This is a genomic window from Plantibacter sp. CFBP 8804 (genome assembly GCF_014841225.1).
Classification (GTDB): domain Bacteria; phylum Actinomycetota; class Actinomycetes; order Actinomycetales; family Microbacteriaceae; genus Plantibacter; species Plantibacter auratus.
On sequence record NZ_JACYTU010000001.1, the window covers coordinates 84,386 to 103,765 of the forward strand.

At 68.7% G+C, this 19,380-nt stretch carries 17 protein-coding genes; 14 read left to right on the forward strand and 3 right to left on the reverse strand.

Annotated elements, in window-relative coordinates; genetic code table 11:
• Positions 1–5: 5 nt before the first annotated feature.
• Positions 6–464, reverse strand: a complete 459-nt coding sequence (locus IFU11_RS00410; RefSeq protein ID WP_192017901.1) for a helix-turn-helix transcriptional regulator — start codon at positions 462–464, stop codon at positions 6–8.
• 64 nt (positions 465–528) lie between these two features.
• Positions 529–2,475: a Stk1 family PASTA domain-containing Ser/Thr kinase gene (gene pknB, locus IFU11_RS00415; RefSeq protein ID WP_064297007.1), complete on the reverse strand. Its 1,947-nt coding sequence runs from the start codon at positions 2,473–2,475 to the stop codon at positions 529–531.
• A gap of 130 nt (positions 2,476–2,605) precedes the next feature.
• Between pknB and IFU11_RS00420 the strand changes: the two genes are divergently transcribed.
• The gene (locus tag IFU11_RS00420; RefSeq protein WP_086473210.1) at positions 2,606–2,947 is read left to right on the forward strand and encodes an Rv2175c family DNA-binding protein; all 342 of its coding nucleotides are present in this window, start codon (positions 2,606–2,608) and stop codon (positions 2,945–2,947) included.
• A 25-nt stretch (positions 2,948–2,972) separates the two neighbouring features.
• Here IFU11_RS00420 and IFU11_RS00425 read toward each other — a convergent pair whose 3' ends face one another.
• Positions 2,973–4,073 carry a polyprenyl synthetase family protein gene (locus IFU11_RS00425; protein WP_192017902.1) on the reverse strand — a complete coding sequence of 367 codons (1,101 nt, stop codon included), beginning with the start codon at positions 4,071–4,073 and terminating at the stop codon, positions 2,973–2,975.
• 75 nt (positions 4,074–4,148) lie between these two features.
• Here IFU11_RS00425 and IFU11_RS00430 point away from each other — a divergent pair, with 75 nt between their 5' ends.
• From IFU11_RS00430 to IFU11_RS20675, 13 genes are all read left to right on the forward strand, one after another.
• Positions 4,149–4,523 (forward strand): DUF3040 domain-containing protein, encoded by a 375-nt coding sequence (locus IFU11_RS00430; protein WP_064297004.1) that lies wholly within the window; start codon positions 4,149–4,151, stop codon positions 4,521–4,523.
• Positions 4,524–4,837: 314 nt separating this feature from the next.
• Positions 4,838–5,269 carry a division/cell wall cluster transcriptional repressor MraZ gene (mraZ, locus tag IFU11_RS00435; RefSeq protein WP_064297003.1) on the forward strand — a complete coding sequence of 144 codons (432 nt, stop codon included), beginning with the start codon at positions 4,838–4,840 and terminating at the stop codon, positions 5,267–5,269.
• A 139-nt stretch (positions 5,270–5,408) separates the two neighbouring features.
• Positions 5,409–6,362 (forward strand): 16S rRNA (cytosine(1402)-N(4))-methyltransferase RsmH, encoded by a 954-nt coding sequence (rsmH, locus tag IFU11_RS00440; protein ID WP_137241615.1) that lies wholly within the window; start codon positions 5,409–5,411, stop codon positions 6,360–6,362.
• Entirely contained in the window at positions 6,359–6,952 is a 594-nt protein-coding gene (locus IFU11_RS00445; RefSeq protein ID WP_064297001.1) for a hypothetical protein, read from the forward strand. The genes rsmH and IFU11_RS00445 overlap by 4 nt, the downstream gene beginning before the upstream one ends.
• Before the next feature lie 73 nt (positions 6,953–7,025).
• Positions 7,026–8,798 (forward strand): peptidoglycan D,D-transpeptidase FtsI family protein, encoded by a 1,773-nt coding sequence (locus IFU11_RS00450; protein ID WP_137241616.1) that lies wholly within the window; start codon positions 7,026–7,028, stop codon positions 8,796–8,798.
• Positions 8,799–8,824: 26 nt separating this feature from the next.
• On the forward strand, positions 8,825–10,369 hold the full coding sequence (locus IFU11_RS00455) for a Mur ligase family protein (protein WP_240043842.1): 1,545 nt from the start codon (positions 8,825–8,827) through the stop codon (positions 10,367–10,369).
• On the forward strand, positions 10,369–11,775 hold the full coding sequence (locus IFU11_RS00460; protein WP_192017903.1) for a UDP-N-acetylmuramoyl-tripeptide--D-alanyl-D-alanine ligase: 1,407 nt from the start codon (positions 10,369–10,371) through the stop codon (positions 11,773–11,775). Before IFU11_RS00455 ends, IFU11_RS00460 begins: the two co-directional genes overlap by 1 nt.
• Positions 11,772–12,869, forward strand: a complete 1,098-nt coding sequence (gene mraY / locus IFU11_RS00465; RefSeq protein ID WP_086473215.1) for a phospho-N-acetylmuramoyl-pentapeptide-transferase — start codon at positions 11,772–11,774, stop codon at positions 12,867–12,869. The genes IFU11_RS00460 and mraY overlap by 4 nt, the downstream gene beginning before the upstream one ends.
• On the forward strand, positions 12,866–14,377 hold the full coding sequence (gene murD, locus IFU11_RS00470) for a UDP-N-acetylmuramoyl-L-alanine--D-glutamate ligase (RefSeq protein ID WP_137241619.1): 1,512 nt from the start codon (positions 12,866–12,868) through the stop codon (positions 14,375–14,377). Before mraY ends, murD begins: the two co-directional genes overlap by 4 nt.
• Complete coding sequence (gene ftsW, locus IFU11_RS00475) at positions 14,355–15,659, forward strand: putative lipid II flippase FtsW (RefSeq protein WP_192017904.1); 1,305 nt, start codon at positions 14,355–14,357, stop codon at positions 15,657–15,659. The genes murD and ftsW overlap by 23 nt, the downstream gene beginning before the upstream one ends.
• Complete coding sequence (locus tag IFU11_RS00480) at positions 15,656–16,753, forward strand: UDP-N-acetylglucosamine--N-acetylmuramyl-(pentapeptide) pyrophosphoryl-undecaprenol N-acetylglucosamine transferase (protein WP_137241621.1); 1,098 nt, start codon at positions 15,656–15,658, stop codon at positions 16,751–16,753. Before ftsW ends, IFU11_RS00480 begins: the two co-directional genes overlap by 4 nt.
• 27 nt (positions 16,754–16,780) lie before the next feature.
• Positions 16,781–18,193, forward strand: coding sequence for a UDP-N-acetylmuramate--L-alanine ligase (murC, locus tag IFU11_RS00485; protein ID WP_137241622.1), 1,413 nt, complete (start codon positions 16,781–16,783; stop codon positions 18,191–18,193).
• Positions 18,194–18,203: 10 nt separating this feature from the next.
• A complete protein-coding gene (locus tag IFU11_RS20675; RefSeq protein WP_192017905.1) occupies positions 18,204–19,298 on the forward strand; it encodes an FtsQ-type POTRA domain-containing protein in 1,095 nt (364 codons plus the stop codon).
• The last annotated feature ends 82 nt before the right edge of the window (positions 19,299–19,380 follow it).

Here is a 19,380-nt window from a genome sequence, read left to right on the forward strand (position 1 = left end):
CGACGTTACGCCGGGCGCTGGAGGCCCGCTTCTCCGATCCTGCTCGATCCACTCGGACCGGACACCCGGCGATGGGCAGGCCTCGTGGTCGTCTTGGCGACGCAGTCCGGCATCGCGTCGACCGCATGATGTTCGCGCCGACGGTACGCGCTCGGCGTCTCGCCCGTGATGGCGGTGAAGGCCGAGCTGAACGATCCGAGCGAGGTGGCCCCGACGGCCAGAGCGGCGTCCGTCACCGAGCTCCCCGCCCGGAGGAGCGCCATCGCCCGTTCGATCCGACGGGTCATGAGGTGGCCGTACGGCGTCTCGCCGTAGACCGCACGGAACCGCCTCGCGAAATGCGACGGCGACATGTGCGCCGTCGATGCCATCTGCGGCACGTCGAGCGGTTCGGCGTAGTCGCGGTCGATCAGGTCGTGCGCTCGTCGGAGGCAGGCGAGTTCAGCGAGGTCCTCCGGGCTCATGCGGCGAGCGTAGCAGGACGGCGACGGCTCGTTCCGACGAGCGGACGAGCGCCGTCCGGCCGGGTCACAGACCGAAGTCGGTGATGTTGACGGTCGAGCCCTTCTTGACGGATTTGCCCGCCGGGGGATCGGTCTTCTTCACCTTGAAGATGTCGCGGAACGCCTCGGCCACGGCGATGTCGCCCACGGTGAACCCCGCGTCCTGCAGCGTCGTGATGGCCTGGTTGATCGTCTGGCCGGTGGTGTCCGGGACGGCGACCAACTCGACACCCTTCGACACGATCAGCGTGACGTCGTCGCCCGGGATGAACGCCGTCTCGTTCCCGTCGGCATCGGTCTTGGCTTGGATGCCGATGACCTGCCCCGCGGGGATCGTGTCGTCGAACGCCTCGTCGGAGGTGCCCACGCCGAGCCCGACGGATTCGAGGGCGTCGCGCGCCTGGTCCGGTGTCATCCCCGAGACCGAGGGCACCTGGCCGGCCGACACGAGCAACGTCACCGTGGAGCCCTGGAAGGACGGCCCACCCTGGCTGTAGTCGGCGCCCGAGGTCGCGTCGGTCGCCGCGAGCACGATGTCCTTCGCGATGCTCGGGTCGAACTGCTGGTTCACGGTGCCGACGGCGACGCCGAGCGCGTCCAACTGCTGTTCGGCGTCGGATTGTGCGAGCCCGGCGAGGACCGGGATGTCCACCGGCTGCGGTCCCTGGGAGACGAGGACCGTGACGGAGCTGCCCTTGTCGATCTTCGACCCGGACGGCGGATCGCTGCCGGCGACCGTGCCGGCCGGGACGGTGAGGCTGAACGTCGCGCCTTCGACGGGCACGAAGCCCAGCTCCACGAGTTTGGCGGACGCCTGGTCGAAACTCCCGTCGGCGACGTTCGGGACCTCGACGAGCGAGCCGGGGCCCTGGCCGAAGTACCATCCGGTCCCACCGGCGAGCGCGGCGAGCATGAGGACGATCGTGAACAGCGCGACGCCCACGCGGCTGCGCTTGCGCGCCTTCGTGGCGAGCTTGCCCGGACCGTCCGTCGCGTCGGCGCGCACCGGGACCTGCTGCGGTTTGGTGTTGCGGCCGATGACCTGGGTGACGTCGTCGGCGTGCTCGCTCGAGTAGGAGGCCGGCATGACGATCGTGGGTTGCGCCCCGGTGGCGACCGAGGTGAACCCGAGACTGGACTCGATGGACCGCAGGCGCTCGAGCATCTCGCCGGCGTTCGACGGACGATCGTCCGGTTCGCGCTCGGTGGCCCAGAAGACGAGGTCGTCGAGTTCCTTCGGGACGGCGGGGTTCTTGGCGCTCGGTGCGGGGACCGATTCGTTGGCGTGCTGGTAGGCGATCTGCATCGGCTGCTCGCCCTTGTAGGGCTGCTCGCCGGTGAGCATCTCGTAGAGCATGATCCCGAGCGCGTAGATGTCGCTCCGCGCGTCGGCCTGTCCACGGGTGACGAGTTCGGGGGAGAGGTAGGCGATCGTGCCGAGGAGCGCTTGGCCGGTGGCCGTGTTCGCGCTCGCGGCTCTCGCGAGGCCGAAGTCGCCGATCTTGATGCGTCCGTCGTCGGCGAGGAGGACGTTCTCCGGCTTGACGTCGCGGTGGACGATGCCGGCGCGGTGCGCGGCGGCGAGTCCGGACAGTACGGCGTCGAGGATGTCGGCGGCCTGCCGAGGGGTCAGCGTGCCGTTGTCGCGGATGAGGTCGCGGAGGGTGATCCCCGGCAGGTGCTCCATGACGAGGTACGCCATGTCGGAGTCCTGGCCCTGGTCGAACACGCTGACGACGTGCGGGTTCGCGAGCCGCGCGGCGGAGCGCGCCTCCTGGATGAAGCGGTTCTTGAACGTCGTGTCGTCCGAGAGGTGGCCGTGCATGACCTTGATCGCGACGCGCCGTTCCAGCCGGAGGTCAGTGGCGAGGTAGACCGTCGCCATGCCGCCACGGGCGATGCGTGAGCGCACCTGATATCTCCCGTCGAGGAGACGGCCGATCATCGGATCGGTCTGCTGGTTGCTACTCACCAGTCGAGTGTATGGAACGTCGAGCGCGAAGAGCTGTCAACACCCCGGGAGGGCGGCGAGGCGCCTGGATCGTTACCCGAACGCGATCCGACGGCGCCGATCGGAGCGTGGTCGTGGCAGACTGCTGTGCGTGACTGAGCAGAATTCCGAACTCGTGTGGTTCACCCTTCCCGATCTGGCGACCGAACTCGGGCTGCCGATCCGACGCATCCGTCAGTACCTCGAGGAGCGCGACCTCCTCGCCGTCCGGCGTGACGGCGTGCTGCAGGTGCCGTCGTCGTTCATCGCGGACGGCGGGCCGGTGCACAACCTGCGCGGCACGCTGACGCTGCTGTCCGACAACGGCTTCGACGATGAGGCCGCGATGGTCTGGATGCTCGAGGACGACGACGCGATCGGGACCTCGCCGATCGAAGCCCTCCGCGAGGGACGACGGTCCGAGGTTCGCCGGGTGGCTCAGGCGCTCGCCTGATCCCACGCCGTCCGAGCCGGACTGCTCAGGTCTCGCGGCGTGCGACCGCGACCGCGAGACCGCGCAGGTGGGCCCGTGCGTCGTCGTTGATCGGAGCCTCGCCCAATGCGGAGAGCGCCCGTGCGACGTGGTCCTGGATGAGCTTCTCCACCTGGTCGACGGCTCCACTGTCTCGGATGGTCGCCTGGAGCAGACCGATCTGGTCGTCGTCGAGTTCGGGATCCCCGAGCAGTTCGTCGAGGATGGTGCGCGCGCCCGGCTGGAGGGCCTCCCGCGTGAGCGCGATGAGGATGGTGCGCTTCCCCTCGCGGAGGTCGTCGCCACTCGGCTTGCCGGTCACGGCGGGATCGCCGTAGACGCCGAGGAGGTCGTCGCGCAGCTGGAAGGCGATGCCGAGGGGGAGGCCGTACCCGCGGAGCGACGCGAGCTGCTGCTCGTTCCCGCCACCGAGGAGTGCTCCGAGCACGAGCGGCGACTCGATGCTGTACTTGGCCGATTTGAAGATCAGGACGCGCTCGGCGCGGCGACGCTGTTCGTCGTCGGCGGCGTCGCGCCAGGCGCGCTCCTCGAGGATGTCGAGGTACTGGCCGGCCGTGACCTCGGTCCGCATGCGGTTGAACTCGGCCCGCGCTGCGCGAGCGGCGGTGCGGTCGTCCAGCTGGTCGAGTCCGTCGTCGAGGAGTTCGTCGCTCCAGCCGAGGAGCAGGTCACCGAGGAGCGTGGCGGCTCCGGTACCGAAGGTGGTCGGGTCGCCGTCCCATCGGCTGCGACGGTGCAACTCCGCGAAGGAGACGTGAGCCGACGGTGCACCCCGGCGGGTGTCGGAGTTGTCGATGATGTCGTCGTGGACGAGCGCTGCGGCATGGAACAGCTCGAGTGCTCCGCAGGTCGCGATGACGGTCTCGAGGCCGCCCTGACCACTGGCGTGCCTCCCGGTGGAGACGGCCTGCCAGCCCCGGAAACAGAACTGTGCTCGGAACCGCTTCCCACCGCTGAGAAATTCCCGGGAGAAGTCGAGGAACGGGGAGAGCTCCGGGCCGATCTGCGCGACAATGGAGCTTCGCGAGGAGAGAAAGTCGGAGAGCCCGCGGCCCACCAGGGTGGCGAGTTCATTGCTTTCGATCACGCACCTAGCCTAGTCATGCTTCGGTGGCTAGACTCGATCAACAACGTCGCGTCGTGTGACCTTGAGGGGAATCAGATGCCACTTTCAGAGCAGGAGCAACGGCTCCTCGATGAGATGGAACGCCACCTCTACCGCAGCGATGCCGATTTCGTCTCCAAGGTCAGCGCTGGCGCGGGCAAACCGAGTTACCGCGGAATCGCGCTCGGCTCCCTCATCGCGGTGGTCGGGGCGATCGGCCTCGTGCTCGGAGTCGTGATCCAGCAGCCCATCGTCGGTCTGCTCGGGTTCGCGATCATGCTCACGGGCGTGCTCGTGGCGACCAAGCCGACCCGGGCTCCACTCGAACAGCCGCGTCCTCGTCAGGCTGCTCCGGCCGGCCAGAAGTCCTCGCGTCTGATGGACCGCTTCAACGACCGCTGGGACAAGCGTCAGTCGGGCGACGAGCGGTAACGATGCCAGGTCTCCCGGTCGCTCCGCGGCCGGCCACTTGACTCCACTTCCCTCCCTCGCGGCGCCGCCGCACCACGACTCCAAACGGGGCCGATCTTCGGATCGGCCCCGTTTCGTCGTTCCAGGCCCTCCCTGATCGTCCCGGGTATGGCAAAACCCCTCCATTTCCCTCCACCCCGCAGAGTCTTGACTTTGCGGGGTTTTTTCATGGACAAATGGTCCGATGTGGAGGGATGTGCTGCATTGGTGGGGCAAAGTGGAGTAAAGTGGAGCCCAACCAAGATGTTGGCCAGAACGATTGGGGGCGGGGGCGTATGTTCCTCGGTAGTCACGCCCCCAAACTCGACGAAAAAGGCCGCATCATCCTGCCGGCGAAGTTCCGCGATGAGCTCTCCGGCGGGGTCGTCATGACCCGAGGCCAGGAGCACTGCATCTACGTCTTCAGCACGCGGGAGTTCGAGGCGCTCCACGAGAAGATCCGCCAGGCTCCGGTCACCAGCAAGCAGGCCCGCGACTACCTGCGCGTGTTCCTCTCCGGAGCGAGTGCCGAGACCCCCGACAAGCAGCACCGCGTGACCATTCCGTCCAACCTCCGCCAGTACGCCGGGCTCAGCCGCGACCTCGTGGTCATCGGCGCCGGCAGCCGCGCGGAGATCTGGGACGCCGAGGCATGGGAGTCCTACCTCGCCGAACAGGAGAGCGTCTTCTCCGAGACCGCCGAGGAGGTGATCCCCGGACTCTTCTAGTGCCCTGCCCCCTGACTCCCAGCCGTCCCGCCCTGACACACTTCCCCGGTGCCAGGTCGGAGCCCGCCCTGACACACTTCCCCGGTGCCAGGTCGGAACGGATGGGGATCAGGGGTCAGGGACCGTCCGGATTACGCATATGGCCATCAACGACATCCACACCCCGGTCCTCCTCGAGCGATGCATCGAGTTGCTCGCCCCCGCCGTGTCCCACGAGGGTGCGGTCCTCATCGACGCCACGCTCGGCATGGCGGGCCACGCCGAAGCGATGCTCGAGCGGTTCCCGCAGTTGACCCTCATCGGGCTCGACCGCGACCTCGATGCACTCGACATCGCTCAGGAGCGGCTCGAGCGCTTCGGGTCGCGAGCCCGGTTCGTCAAAGCCGTCTACGACGACATCGACGAGGCGGCCGAGGAGCTCGGGTTCCCACAGGTGGACGGGATCCTGTTCGACCTCGGTGTCTCCTCACTGCAACTCGATCGGACCGAACGCGGCTTCTCGTACTCGCAGGACGCGCCCCTCGACATGCGGATGGACGCCTCGAGCGAGCTGACGGCGGAGACGATCCTCGCCACCTACGACGAGGTCGCGCTTCGGAAGATCTTCTGGGAGTACGGCGACGAGAAGTTGGCGCAGCGCTACGCACGCCGCATCGTCGAGGAACGCCAGCAGCGACCGCTGACGAGTTCCGGTCAGCTCGTCGAGCTCATCGATCGGGCCACGCCGGCGGCCGCACGCCGCACCGGCCACCCGGCCAAGCGGGTCTTCCAGGCGCTGCGCATCGAGGTCAACGCTGAGCTGTCTGTCCTCGAGTCCGCCGTGCCCCGCGCGCTCGACCTGCTTCGGGTCGGAGGACGGATCGTGTTCCTGTCCTACCAGTCGCTCGAGGACCGGATCGTCAAGCGCGAGCTTCAGGCGCGGGCGAAGTCGACCACGCCGGCGGGGCTGCCCGTCGAGCTCCCGGAGCACAGCGCGGAGCTGAAGCTCCTCGTCAAGGGCGCCGAACTCGCCACCGAGGCCGAGATCGACGAGAACCCCAGAGCGAAACCCGTGCGACTCCGCGCGGCCGAACGGCTGAGGAGGCCAGCATGAGCGGAGCGACCGCAGCACTCGATCTCGCACCCGAACGGCTCGGACGTGCTCGGCCGCAGCCGACCCGGACGGCCCCCGAACGGCAGCACATCCGTGCGGTCACGACCGGGGCGCGCTCGAAGCTCCGACCACGGCCGATGTACGCGGTCATCGTCGTCGGTGCGGTCGTCGCCATCGTCGTCGGTCAGTTGCTCCTCAGCGTCGGGTTGAGCCAGGGCGCGTACCAGATCCAGCAGCTCGAGGGGAAGCAGGTCGAACTCGGCCGCACCTCGGCCGCGCTGGCCGAGGACCTCGACCGCCTGGCCTCCCCGCAGTACCTCGCCGTGAACGCGCAGGCGCTCGGCATGGTGGGCAACTCGCTCCCGACCTACCTCCGGCTCTCCGACGGTGCTGTGCTGGGGACGCCCACGCCGGCGTCGGCGAGCACGAGTCCGATCTTCAACGCCGCCCTCGTGCCGAACGCACAGGCCGCGACGCTCCCGCTCGTCGGCGGACAGAACGCCGCCGCCGCAGACGGCGCGTCGAGCCAGGAAGCGGTCACCCCGCCCGTACCGTTGCAGGACGGGCTGCCGTCGCCGACCACACGATGACCGGACGGCTCACGGTGGAGGACGACGCCCTGCTCGGAGGTGCGACGTCGGGAGAGGACGCGGTGCGGGCATCATGGTGAGACACACGAAGACCACGCGCCGACGCCTCGCGTTCACCATCGTCGCGGTCTCCATCGTGATGACGCTCTTCGTCCTCCGTCTGGTCGACATCCAGGTGGTCCGCGCGAGTGCCTTGAGCGCCGAATCCCTCGAGAAGACCGAGACGGGCGACACGATCCTCGCCACCCGCGGCAGCATCCTCGCCTCCGACGGTTCGGTGCTCGCCGAAGCCGTCATGCGCTACAGCATGGCGGCATCCCCGAAGGACGCCGGCCCGTTCGAGCGCGACGTCGACGGCAGCGAGCAGACGATCACCCTCGAGCAGGCGACGAACGAGATCGGCGCGATCATCGGGAAGCCCGGTCCGGAGGTCCTCGCGCTCATCACGGACGCCCTCGCCGCGGACAAGGACTCGCTCTACGCCCTCATCGCCAAGAAGCTCACGCTCGACCAGCTCCGAGCGCTCAAGGCACTGGAGATCCCGTGGACGACCTTCAAGGAGGAGCCGTACCGGGTGTACCCGAACGGTGCTGTCGCCGGCAACATCGTCGGCTTCGTGGGCGAGGAGGGCGAGGCCCAGGCGGGCGTCGAACTCATGGAGAACTCCTGCCTCGCCGGCAAGAACGGTCGCACGACGTACGAGAAGGGCAGCGGCGGTCTCCCGCTCCCCGGCACCACGGTGACGAAGCCGGCGAAGGACGGCGGCGACGTCGTGCTCACGCTCGACAAGGACATCCAGTGGTTCTCGCAGCAGTCGCTCGCCGCGCAGGCCGAAGCGGTCGGTGCGAGCTGGGGCGTCGTCACGGTGATGGAGGTCAAGACCGGCAAGCTCCTCGCCGTCGCTGAGTACCCGGCCGTCGATCCCGGCAACGTCAGCGCGACACCGTCCGAAGACCGAGGCTCACGGGCCTTCGCCGCGCCGTTCGAACCGGGATCGACGTACAAGTCGCTCACCGCCGCGGCGCTCATCGACCAGGGTGTCGCGAACCCGAACTCCCAAGTGGTCGCTCCGTTCCGGTACAAGCCCTCGAACGGTGCCGACATCAACGACAGCGAGTTCCACGCGGATCTGAACCTCACCCTGTCGGGTGTCATGGTCGAATCGTCCAACACGGGGATCTCGCAGTTCGGCGAGAAGATGAGCGCCGACACCCGCTACGCCTACTTCCAGAAGTTCGGTCAGCTGCAGAAGACCGAGGTCGGCTTCCCGAGCGAGTCCGGTGGCCTCATGGCGGACCCAGCGGACTGGGACAACCAGACGGATTACGCGACCATGTTCGGTCAGGGCTTCTCGACGACCGCGATCCAGGGCGCCAGTCTGTACCAGACGATCGCGAACGGCGGTGTCCGCATGCCCGTCCAGCTGGTCGAGGGTTGCCGGAACGCCGACGGCACCATGACCGACGTCCCCGACGCGACCGGAACCCAGGTCGTCTCCGCCGACGCGGCGAAGCAGGTCAGCGACATGCTCGAGATGGTCGACCAGGAGAGCTGGGTGGCCAAGAACGTCGACGTCCCCGGCTACCGGGTGGCGATGAAGACCGGCACCGCACAGCAGCCCGACGGCGATGGAGGCTACAGCTCGAGCTACCTCGTCTCGATGGCCGGTTTCGCTCCTGCAGAGGCGCCGCAGTTCGTCGTTTCGGTGAACCTGGCCGACCCGGTTAAGATGAATTCATCGGCTGCAGTCGCTCCCATCTTCCGGGATGTGACCACCCAGGTGCTGAAGAGCAGGGGAGTGCAGCCGTCCACGGAGCCGGCACCGAACCTGCCGCTCAGTTTTTGAACGACCTCATGAAGGATGGGCTCAGCGTGAACAATCAGGGCCCGATCAGCCTCAGGCCGGAACATCCGCAACGGCGGGCGCTCTCGCAGCTGGTGACCGAATTCGACCTCGACCTGCACGGATCAGCCGACGGCGTGGAGATCAGCGGTGTCAGCCTGAGCTCCGGTGCCGTCGAGCCCGGTGACCTCTACATCGGCATGCCGGGTGTCCGCGCCCATGGCGCCGCATACGCCGAGCAGGCGAAGGAACGCGGCGCCGTCGCGGTGCTGACGGACGACGCCGGACGAGACCTGGCCGCAGCGGCCGGCCTGCCGATCATCGTCGTGCCCGAGCCGCGTGCCGCCCTCGGGCACCTCGCAGCCTGGGTGTACCGCACCGCCGAGGAGCCGCCGACGCTGTTCGGTGTGACCGGCACCAACGGCAAGACGAGCGTGGTCTATCTCCTGAGCGGCATGCTCGCGCAACTCGGGATCGTCTCCGGGCTGAGCTCCACTGCGGAGCGGCGCATCGGCGAGCTCGCGGTGACGAGCTCCCTCACCACGCCGGAGGCCAGTGAGCTGCACGCGTTGCTCGCACGCATGCGCGAGTCCGAGGTGCGCGCGGTCGCCATCGAGGTCTCCGCCCAGGCGCTGACCAGGCACCGCGTCGACGGCATCGTCTTCGACGTCGTCGGCTTCACCAACCTCAGTCACGATCACTTCGACGACTACGGCGACTTCGACGAGTACTTCGCGGCCAAGCGGGAGCTGTTCGAACCCGATCGCGCACGACGTGGTGTCGTCACGATCGATTCCGAGTGGGGCGGCCGACTCGTCGAGCAGAGCCGGATCCCGGTGACGACCCTGACGACCCGCCCGGAGGTCGACGCCGACTGGCGCATGACGATCCTCGAGGAGACCGCCGGCTCCACGACGTTCCGACTCGACGGCCCCGGCGACCGGGTGCTGGTGACGAGCGTGCCCCTGCTCGGCTGGTTCATGGCGGCGAACGCCGCGCTCGCGATCGTGATGCTCGTCGAGTCCGGCGTGGAGTTCGACATGATCGCCCAGGCCCTCGAACGAGACGGTGGGATCGACGCCTACATCCCCGGGCGGGCCGAGCGGATCAGTGGCGACCGCGGCCCGGTCGTGTACATCGACTACGGGCACAGTCCCGACGCGTTCCTCAACACCCTCGCAGCCATCCGCGCCGTCACGCCGGGCCGCGTGATCATGGTGTTCGGCGCCGACGGAGACCGCGACACGACGAAGCGTCGCGACATGGGTGCGATCGCTGCACGGGGTGCCGACGTCGTGGTGGTCACCGACTTCCACCCACGGAGCGAGGACCCGGCGTCGATCCGACGCGTGCTCCTCGAGGCCGCCCGCGAAGCCGCGCCGCACGGCGAGCTGCACGAGGTCGCCGATCCGGCGACCGCCTTCCGCACGGCGCTGGCGCTTGCCGGTCAGGGCGACACCATCCTGTACGCCGGACCGGGGCATGAGGACTACCACGAGGTCGCCGGTGTGAAGCTCCCGTACTCGGCGCGCGACGACTCGCGTGAGGCGCTGCGAGAGGCAGGGTGGCTCTGATGATCGACCTGACCCTCACCGAGATCGCTGCTGCGACCGACGGCCGACTGATCCCCGGTTCGGCGGACCCCGGCCTCGTCGTGTCCGGCGTCGCCGACACCGACTCCCGACTCATCACGCCCGGCGACATCTTCGTCGCGAAGCCCGGCGAGGAGACCGACGGACACCTGTTCGCGGATGCGGCGGTCGCGAACGGCGCCGCCCTGCTCATCGTCGAACGGGAACTGGCCGTCGCCGTGCCGCAGATCGTCGTCGAGCACTCCGTGACCGCGCTCGGCGCCCTCGCCACCGAGGTCATCTCGAGGGTGCGCGCGCTCGGACGACTCCGGATCGTCGGCATCACCGGATCCAACGGCAAGACCACGACCAAGAACCTCCTGGCCGCGGTCCTCGAGCGGGTCGGCGAGACGGTCAGCCCGAAGGCCTCCTTCAACAACGAGGTCGGTGCACCGATCACCATGCTGCGCGTGACGAACGAGACGCGGTTCCTCGTCGCGGAGATGGGTGCCAGCGGCATCGGCGAGATCGCCCGACTCATCCGCATGGCGAAGCCCGACATCGGCGTGGTCCTGAAGGTCGGACTCGCCCACGCGGGGGAGTTCGGTGGGATCGAAGCGACCGTCACGGCGAAGACCGAGATGGTGTCCGAGCTGCTCCCGGAGGACGTCGCCGTCCTCAACCTCGACGATCCACGGGTGGCGGGCATGGCCGACGCCACCCGGGCACGCGTGCTCTGGTTCGGCCTCGACGATCGCGCCGCCGTTCGCGCGACCGACATCGTCGCGACGGCGTCCGGAACCGCGTTCACGCTGCACCTGCCCGACGGTTCCTCTGCGCCCGTCCGCTTCAAGGTGCTCGGCGAGCACCACGTCATGAACGCCCTCGCCGCGGCCGCAGCCGCCCACGAACTCGGTGGGGAGATCGACCTGATCGTCGACGCCCTCGAGAGCGTGAGCCGGGCGGAGCGCTGGCGGATGGAGCCCCTCGGTGGACGCGACGACGTGTCCATCATCAACGACGCCTACAACGCCAGCCCCGACTCGATGTCGGCCGCCATCCGGACCCTCGCCCAGATCGGTGCTGAACGCGGCCGGACCATCGCGGTCCTCGGCGCCATGAGCGAACTGGGCGACTGGGCGGGCGAGGAACACGACCGGATCGGGCTCCAGGTCGTCCGGCTCGGCATCGGCCGCCTCGTCGTGGTCGGCCCCGAGGCCCGCCGCATGCACATCACCGCGATCAACGAAGGGTCGTGGGACGGGGAGTCGGTGTACTTCGCGACCGCGGACGAGGCGTTCGCGTACTTGAGCGCGGAGATCGCCCCGGGCGACACCGTGCTCGTCAAATCGTCGAACGCGGCCGGACTCCGGTTGCTGGGCGATCGACTGGGGGAGTTGTACGCATGAGAGTCCTGTTGGCCGCGGGAGCGATCTCGCTGGCGTTCTCCCTCTTCCTGACCCCGCTCTTCATCAGAGCGTTCCGCAAGCTGGCCTGGGGCCAGTTCATCCGCGACGACGGACCGCAGAGCCACCACACGAAGCGCGGGACCGCGACGATGGGCGGCGTCATCATCATCGTCGGCACCCTCGTCGGTTTCTTCGCGAGCTATCTGATCTTCCAGGAACAGGTCGGCGTCTCGGCGCTCCTCGTCCTGCTGATGATGGTCGGTCTCGGCATCGTCGGGTTCATCGACGACTTCCTGAAGGTGCGGAAGAAGCAGAGTCTCGGCCTCGGCGGGTGGGCGAAGGTCGCCGGACAGCTCATCGTCGCGACGGTCTTCGCCGTCCTCGCGATCAACTTCCCGAACACCGAGGGGTTCACCCCGGCGTCGACCAACATCTCGATCATCCGCGACATCCCGATCAACTTCATGGCGATCGGCATCCCGGTGATCGGCATCCTGCTCTACATCCTCTGGACCTCGGTGATCGTGGCTGCGACGTCGAACGGTGTGAACGTCACCGACGGGCTCGACGGGCTGGCCACCGGCGCCTCGATCCTCGCGATCGGCTCGTACATCATCATCGGGTTCTGGCAGTTCAACCAGTCGTGCTTCAGCTCCTCGCTCGCCTCCGACGTGGCGTACAAGTGCTACGACGTCCGGGACCCGCTCGATCTCGCCGTGGTCGCGGCGGCGATCGTGGGCGCGCTCATCGGGTTCCTCTGGTGGAACACCTCGCCGGCGCAGATCTTCATGGGTGACAGCGGTTCGTTGGCGCTCGGTGGAGCGCTCGCGGCTCTGGCCATCCTCAGCAAGACCGAGCTCCTCCTGGTGCTCGTCGGTGGGCTGTTCGTGATCGAGGCCGGTTCGGTGATCGTGCAGCGCGCCTACTTCAAGGTCACCCACGGCAAGCGCATCTTCCTCATGAGCCCCATCCACCACCACTTCGAACTCAAGGGTTGGGCCGAGGTCACCGTCGTCGTCCGATTCTGGATCATCGGTGGTCTGCTCGTCGCCGCGGGTGTGGGTTCCTTCTACCTCGAGTGGTTGAGCCGTTGAGCGCCGAGCGCCTCGACGGACTCCGGAGCTGGCACGCCGACTGGCGGGGACTCCGGGTCGCCGTCCTGGGGCTCGGGATGACCGGGTTCTCCGTCGCCGACACGCTCACCGAGCTCGGCTCGGAGGTACTGGTCCTGGCAGGCGAGGCCGCGGACGAACGCGCCGAACTCGTCGGCGTCATCGGTGCGCGGCTCATCCAGCGGGACCTGTCGACCGTTCCGTCCGAGCTCGTCGAGTTCGCTCCGGAACTCGTCGTCGTCTCACCCGGATTCCACCCCGACCACTCCGTCGTCACCTGGGCACAGGCGACCGGGGTCGCCGTCTGGGGCGACATCGAGCTCGCCTGGCGGGTCCGCGACAAGGTCGGCACCCCGGCCGAGTGGATCTGCGTCACGGGCACGAACGGCAAGACCACGACCGTTCAGCTGACGGCGTCGATGCTCGTCGAGGCGGGCTTCCGCGCGGCGCCCTGCGGCAACATCGGCGTCCCGGTCCTGGACGCCGTCCGTGATCCGCAGGGCTTCGACTTCTTCGTCGTCGAGCTCTCGAGTTACCAGTTGCACACCCTCGGCCTGCAGGGCGGTCGGAGCATCGTCTCACCGCTCGCCAGCGTCTGCCTGAACCTCGCCGACGACCACCTCGACTGGCACGGCTCCGCCGAGGCGTACCGGGCGGCGAAGGCCGTGGTGTACGAGAACACGAAGGTCGCGTGCGTCTACAACCGCGCTGACGCGGCGACGATGTCGATGGTCGAGGAGGCCGAGGTCGTCGACGGTGCCCGCGCCGTCGGGTTCGGCCTCGACGTCCCCGGACCGAGCGACTTCGGCGTCGTGGACGGCATCCTGGTCGACCGCGCGTTCCTCGACGACCGTCGGACGAGCGCCCTCGAGATCACGACGGTCGAAGCGCTCGCCCAGCGCGGGCTCGCCGCCCCGCACATCGTCGCCAACATCCTGGCGGCAGCGGCACTCGCCCGGGCCGCCGGCATCACGGTCGAGGCCGTGCGCGACACCCTGCTGTCGTTCGGTCTGGACGCGCACCGGATCCAGCTCATCGCCCGGAGGCTCGAGGTGGACTGGATCGACGACTCGAAGGCCACCAACCCGCACGCCGCCGACGCATCGCTCGCCGCCTACCGCTCGGTGGTGTGGATCGTCGGAGGCCTGTTGAAGGGCGTCTCGATCGATCGTCTGGTGGAGCGGCACGCCGACCACCTGCGCGCGGCCGTCGTGATCGGCGCCGACCGCTCGGAGGTCCTCGCGGCATTCGCGCGACACGCGCCGACGTTGACCGTCATCGAGGTCGACGCAGCGGAGACTGAACACGTCATGCCGGAGGCCGTTCGCCGGGCCGCCGAGGTCGCGCAGGCAGGGGACACCGTGCTCCTCGCTCCTGCAGCCGCCTCGATGGACCAGTTCACGGACTACGGGCACCGTGGTCGCCTGTTCCAGGCCGCCGTCGAAGCAGAGCTGGGAGGTGAGGCGGATGATCGATCCGCCTCGCGCTGACCCGCGCCGCGTGCGGTCGTCGTCGTCCCGGATGATGGGGACCGCCTCAGGTAGTGGGACACCCGACGCGCCGACGTCGCCGAGAGGCATGTCGAGTGCGCGGATCTCGCTGGGCAAGGTGCTGCGTCCGGAGTCGAAGAACTACTTCCTCCTGCTGGGTGTCACCCTCTTCCTCGTCGGGCTCGGGCTCGTCATGGTGCTGTCCTCGTCCTCCGTCGAGTCCTACGAAGCCGGCGACGGGTATTTCGGGCTGTTCTGGCGCCAGGCGACGTTCGCGATGATCGGTGTCCCGCTCATGCTGATCGTGAGCCGCTTCCCGGCACGGTTCTGGAAGAAGTGGGCGTGGGTGTTCCTCCTCGTCGCGATGGGCCTGCAACTGCTCGTCTTCACACCGCTCGGCTACGAGATCGGCGGCAACCGCAACTGGATCGAGATCGGCGGCTTCACCGCGCAGCCCTCGGAAGCGGTCAAGCTCGCGCTGGTCGTGTGGCTCGGGCTCGTGCTGACGATCAAGCAACCGCGTCTCCTCGAGTGGAAGCACGCCCTGATCCCGGTCATCCCCTTCGCCGGTCTCTCCATCGGCCTCGTCCTGCTCGGTGGCGACCTCGGTACCGTCGTGATCATGGCCCTCATCGTGTTCTCGGCGCTGTACTTCGCCGGAGTGCGACTGCGCCACATCGCGATCCCGGTGGTCGCTGGGGCTGTGCTGTTCCTCATCATGGCCGTCACGAGCGCCAACCGCATGCAGCGCATCATGGCGTTCTTCGGCGACGGCAAGGGCGACTACGAGAACGCCGACTGGCAGTCGACCCACGGCACGTGGGCGCTGGCGAACGGCGGCCTCTGGGGCGTCGGTCTCGGCAACTCGCGCGCGAAGTACGGGTGGCTGCCGGCGATCTCGAACGACTTCATCTTCGCGGCGATCGGCGAGGAGCTGGGCCTCATCGGCGCCGTCCTCGTCCTCGGGCTGTTCGTCTTCCTCGCCGTCATGTTCATCCGGGTGATCCGTACCAGCGACGACTCCTTCGTCCGGATCACCACCGGCGCCATCATGGCCTGGATCATCGGCCAGGCACTCGTGAACATCGGCGTCGTCCTCGGAGTCCTCCCGGTGCTCGGCGTGCCGTTACCACTCCTGTCCTCGGGCGGCACGGCGCTGCTCACCACCCTCGTCGCGATCGGGATCGTCCTGTCGTTCGCCCGGGAGCGGGGGCGCCCCGCGTCCCAGCAGTCCCGTCGGTCACCCGCTCGACGTCCCCAATCCTCCGGAGTCACCCGATGACCACCTACCTTCTCGCCGGCGGCGGCACCGCCGGCCATGTCAATCCGCTGTTGGCGGTGGCCGACGGACTCCGCGCCAGAGACCCTGAAGCGACGATCCTCGTCGTCGGCACGGCGGAGGGCCTTGAGGCTCGACTCGTCCCGGAACGCGGTTACGAGTTGCTCACGATCCCCAAACTGCCTTTCCCCCGCCGTCCGAACATCGACGCACTCCGCTTCCCCAGTCGCCTCCGCCGGGCGGTCGCAGCCGTCGTCGCGATGATCCGGGAGCACCGCGTGGACGTGGTGATCGGTTTCGGTGGCTACGCGGCCGCGCCGGCGTACACGGCGGCCAGGCGCGCCGGCGTCCCGCTGGTCATCCACGAAGCGAACGCGCGTCCAGGCCTCGCGAACCGACTCGGTGCGAGGTACACGCCCTACGTCGGTGTCGCCTTCCACCACACGCCCATCCGCAACGCACGCTTCGTCGGCATGCCGCTGCGTCGCGAGATCGAGGAGTTGGACCGCGAGACGCTCCGGCCGGCGGCCCTCGCCGAGTTCGGCCTCGTGTCGGACCGACCGCTGCTGCTCGTCACCGGCGGTTCGCTCGGCGCGAGACGGATCAACGCGACGATGAGTCAGAGCGCCGAAGACGTCGTCGCGGCCGGCTGGCAGGTGCTCCACATCACGGGTGCGAAGAGCGAGATCTCGGATCCGGGTGTCGACCACTACCACCTGCTCGAGTACTGCTCCCGGATGGAGCTCGCCATCGCCGCAGCCGACTTCGCGGTGTCGCGTGCGGGCAGCGCCACGGTCAGCGAGCTGTGTGCGGTCGGGCTGCCGGCCGTCTACGTGCCCTATCCGGTCGGCAACGGTGAGCAGCGCTTCAACGCCGCCGACGTCGTGCGTGCCGGGGGAGCGGTTATGGTAGATGACGCGCAGTTCGTGCCGGCCTGGGTGCATGAGCACCTCGTCCCGTTGCTGAGCGATCGGCACCGGGTCGACGACCTGGCCGCCCAATCCATGAGCGTCGGTGTCTCCGACGGCACGGCTCGCGTCATCGCCCTCATCGATGAGGCGCTCCAACCATCGGTGCAGCGCGTGCGCGGCCGGTGATCCAGTCTTCCCAGAAAGCGTGACACCGTGATCAAGCCAGACCCCACCGTCGAGATCCCCGCCGACCTCGGCGTCGTGCACTTCGTCGGCATCGGCGGCAGCGGGATGAGCGGCATCGCACGGTTGTTCGTGAGCGCCGGATCACGCGTGACCGGCTCGGACGTGCGCGAGTCGAAGAACATCGACGCCCTCCGCGAACTCGGGGTCCCGGTCGCCATCGGCCACGATGCGCAGAACGTCGGTGATGCGGACACCCTCGTCGTGACCGGAGCGCTGTGGGCGGACAACCCCGAGTACCTGCTCGCGAAGGAACGGGGTCTGACGATCCTGCACCGGTCGCAGGCGCTCGCGTGGCTGACCTCCGGTACGCGACTCATCTCCGTCGCGGGGGCACACGGGAAGACGACGTCGACCGGCATGATCATCACGGCGCTCCTGGAGCTCGGTGCCGACCCCAGCTTCGTCAACGGTGGCGTGATCGAGTCCCTCGGGCTGAGCTCGGCCCGCGGCGCCGGAGAACTGTTCGTCGTCGAGGCGGACGAGTCCGACGGTTCGTTCCTGCTCTACGACACGGCCGTCGCGCTCATCACGAACATCGACCCCGACCACTTGGACCACTACGGCTCGCTCGAAGCGTTCGAGCAGGCGTTCGTGACCTTCGCCCAGCAGGCACGCGAACTCGTCGTCATCTCCTCGGACGACGCCGGCGCGGTCCGGATCACCCCGGCGCTCCGCGCGGCCGCCGACGGCAAACGCGTGCTGACCTTCGGAGAGGCCGCCGACGCGGACGTCCGACTGCACGACGTCGGCTCCACCGGCCCGGTCTCGTTCCAGCTCAGCTACGAGGGCACCAGCTACGCGGCGACACTCCGCGTGCCCGGGCGCCACAACGCCATCAACGCGGCCGGCGCCTTCGCGGTCCTCGTCGGTGTCGGGTTCGACCCGGCGGACGCGCTCCGAGGTATCACCGCCTTCGGCGGGACGCAGCGTCGATTCGAACTGCACGGTGTCGTCGACGGTGTGAGCGTCTACGACGATTACGCGCACCACCCCACCGAGGTCGCCGCCGCCCTCGCCGCAGCGCGCACGGTGGTCGGCGACGGACGCATCATCGCGGTCCACCAGCCGCATCTGTACAGCCGGACCCGCCTGTTCGCCCAGGAGTTCGCCGACGCCCTCGAACGGTACGCCGACCACACGGTCGTGCTCGAGGTCTACGGCGCGCGCGAGGACCCCGAGCCCGGTGTGACCGGTGCGACCGTGTCGACCCGGTTCTCCGACGCGGACCGCGTCGCATACATCGACGACTGGCAGCGCGCCGCGGACTACACGGCGACGGTCGTGCGACCCGGCGACTTCGTCATCACGCTCGGATGTGGCGACGTCTATCGGATCGTGCCGCAGCTCCTCGAGGCCATCGCCGGTCGCGAGTCCGTCTGATGGGCGTCCGGTGAAACGCCCGGACGGCTTCGACCCCGCGGCCAGCCCGCGCCCCGAGCGTCAGACTCGACCGTCGGCGTCCGCGCCGGTGGACCGCGCCGGCGCGCCTGCTGAGCCCGTCGCCGAGCAGGAGACGGACGTCATCGAACTGGACGCCGCGCGGCTCCGGCCGAAGCGGTCGGGTGCCGGCGCACCGTCCCAGCCGTCGGGCTCGAAGTCGAAGGCGAAGTCGAAGTCGGCCTCATCGACGCCGGCACCATCGTCGAAGGTCGACGCGAAACCGGCGGCGGCGTCCTCCGCCTCGGCGACGGCGACCCTGGAGCGCCCGGACGAACCGGAGGATGAGGCGTTCCTCACCCCGCGTGAGGCCGCCAAGCTGCGACGTCGTCACGAACGCCAGGAGATCCGTCGGTTCACGGCCCGCAAGCGCGGCCGCCACCGTCCGTGGGTGATCGCGGCCGCGATCCTCGGCGTCCTGATCGTCGTCTCGCTCGCCGGAGCCTATTCGCCGCTGCTGGCCGTCCGGTCCATCGAGGTCGTCGGTGCGAGCCGGGTGAACCAGGCCGAGATCACCGAGGCGCTCAGCGACCAGCTGGGTCGCCCACTCGCACTGGTCAGCCCGGGCGCCGTCAAGGCGGTACTCGTCGGGTACCCGCTCATCGCGAGCTACTCCCTCGAATCGCAGCCCCCGAGCACGCTCGTCGTGCGGATCGTCGAACGCGAGCCGGTGGGTGTGCTGCAATCAGGGTCGGTGTACACCCTTGTCGACGCCGCTGGGGTCACGATCGAGCGCAGCGACCAGCCGATCGCCGGGTATCCGACGCTCATGGTCACCGGCGGCCCGACCTCCAAGGGTTTCGTCGCCGCGGCCGCGGTGATCCGGGCGCTCCCGACGGATCTCCGCGCCCGCGTGGCGTCGGTCTCGGCGTCGACCGCGGACGACGTCACCCTCACGCTCGTGGACTCGCCCGCCGAGGTCGTGTGGGGGAGTGCCGAGGACTCAGCCGTGAAAGCAGTGATCCTCGCCAAGACGATGGCGGCCACCGATCCCTCCCAGGTGAACCAGTACGACGTGTCGTCGCCGTCCGCCGCGATCGTCCGCTGAGGAAGCACGCCGGGATATTCCCGTCGATGTGCCGACACGCCCGGAAGCGTCCCGACACGGTCGGGACTGGGCCCTAACGTCG

Bases quoted from the DNA above. Each gene is read 5' to 3' on its own strand.
- IFU11_RS00410 (WP_192017901.1), bottom strand. From the start codon at position 464: ATGAGCCCGGAGGACCTCGCTGAACTCGCCTGCCTCCGACGAGCGCAC.
- IFU11_RS00430 (WP_064297004.1), top strand. From the start codon at position 4,149: ATGCCACTTTCAGAGCAGGAGCAACGGCTCCTCGATGAGATGGAACGC.
- mraZ (WP_064297003.1), top strand. From the start codon at position 4,838: ATGTTCCTCGGTAGTCACGCCCCCAAACTCGACGAAAAAGGCCGCATC.
- rsmH (WP_137241615.1), top strand. From the start codon at position 5,409: ATGGCCATCAACGACATCCACACCCCGGTCCTCCTCGAGCGATGCATC.
- IFU11_RS00445 (WP_064297001.1), top strand. From the start codon at position 6,359: ATGAGCGGAGCGACCGCAGCACTCGATCTCGCACCCGAACGGCTCGGA.
- IFU11_RS00450 (WP_137241616.1), top strand. From the start codon at position 7,026: ATGGTGAGACACACGAAGACCACGCGCCGACGCCTCGCGTTCACCATC.
- IFU11_RS00460 (WP_192017903.1), top strand. From the start codon at position 10,369: ATGATCGACCTGACCCTCACCGAGATCGCTGCTGCGACCGACGGCCGA.
- mraY (WP_086473215.1), top strand. From the start codon at position 11,772: ATGAGAGTCCTGTTGGCCGCGGGAGCGATCTCGCTGGCGTTCTCCCTC.
- ftsW (WP_192017904.1), top strand. From the start codon at position 14,355: ATGATCGATCCGCCTCGCGCTGACCCGCGCCGCGTGCGGTCGTCGTCG.
- IFU11_RS00480 (WP_137241621.1), top strand. From the start codon at position 15,656: ATGACCACCTACCTTCTCGCCGGCGGCGGCACCGCCGGCCATGTCAAT.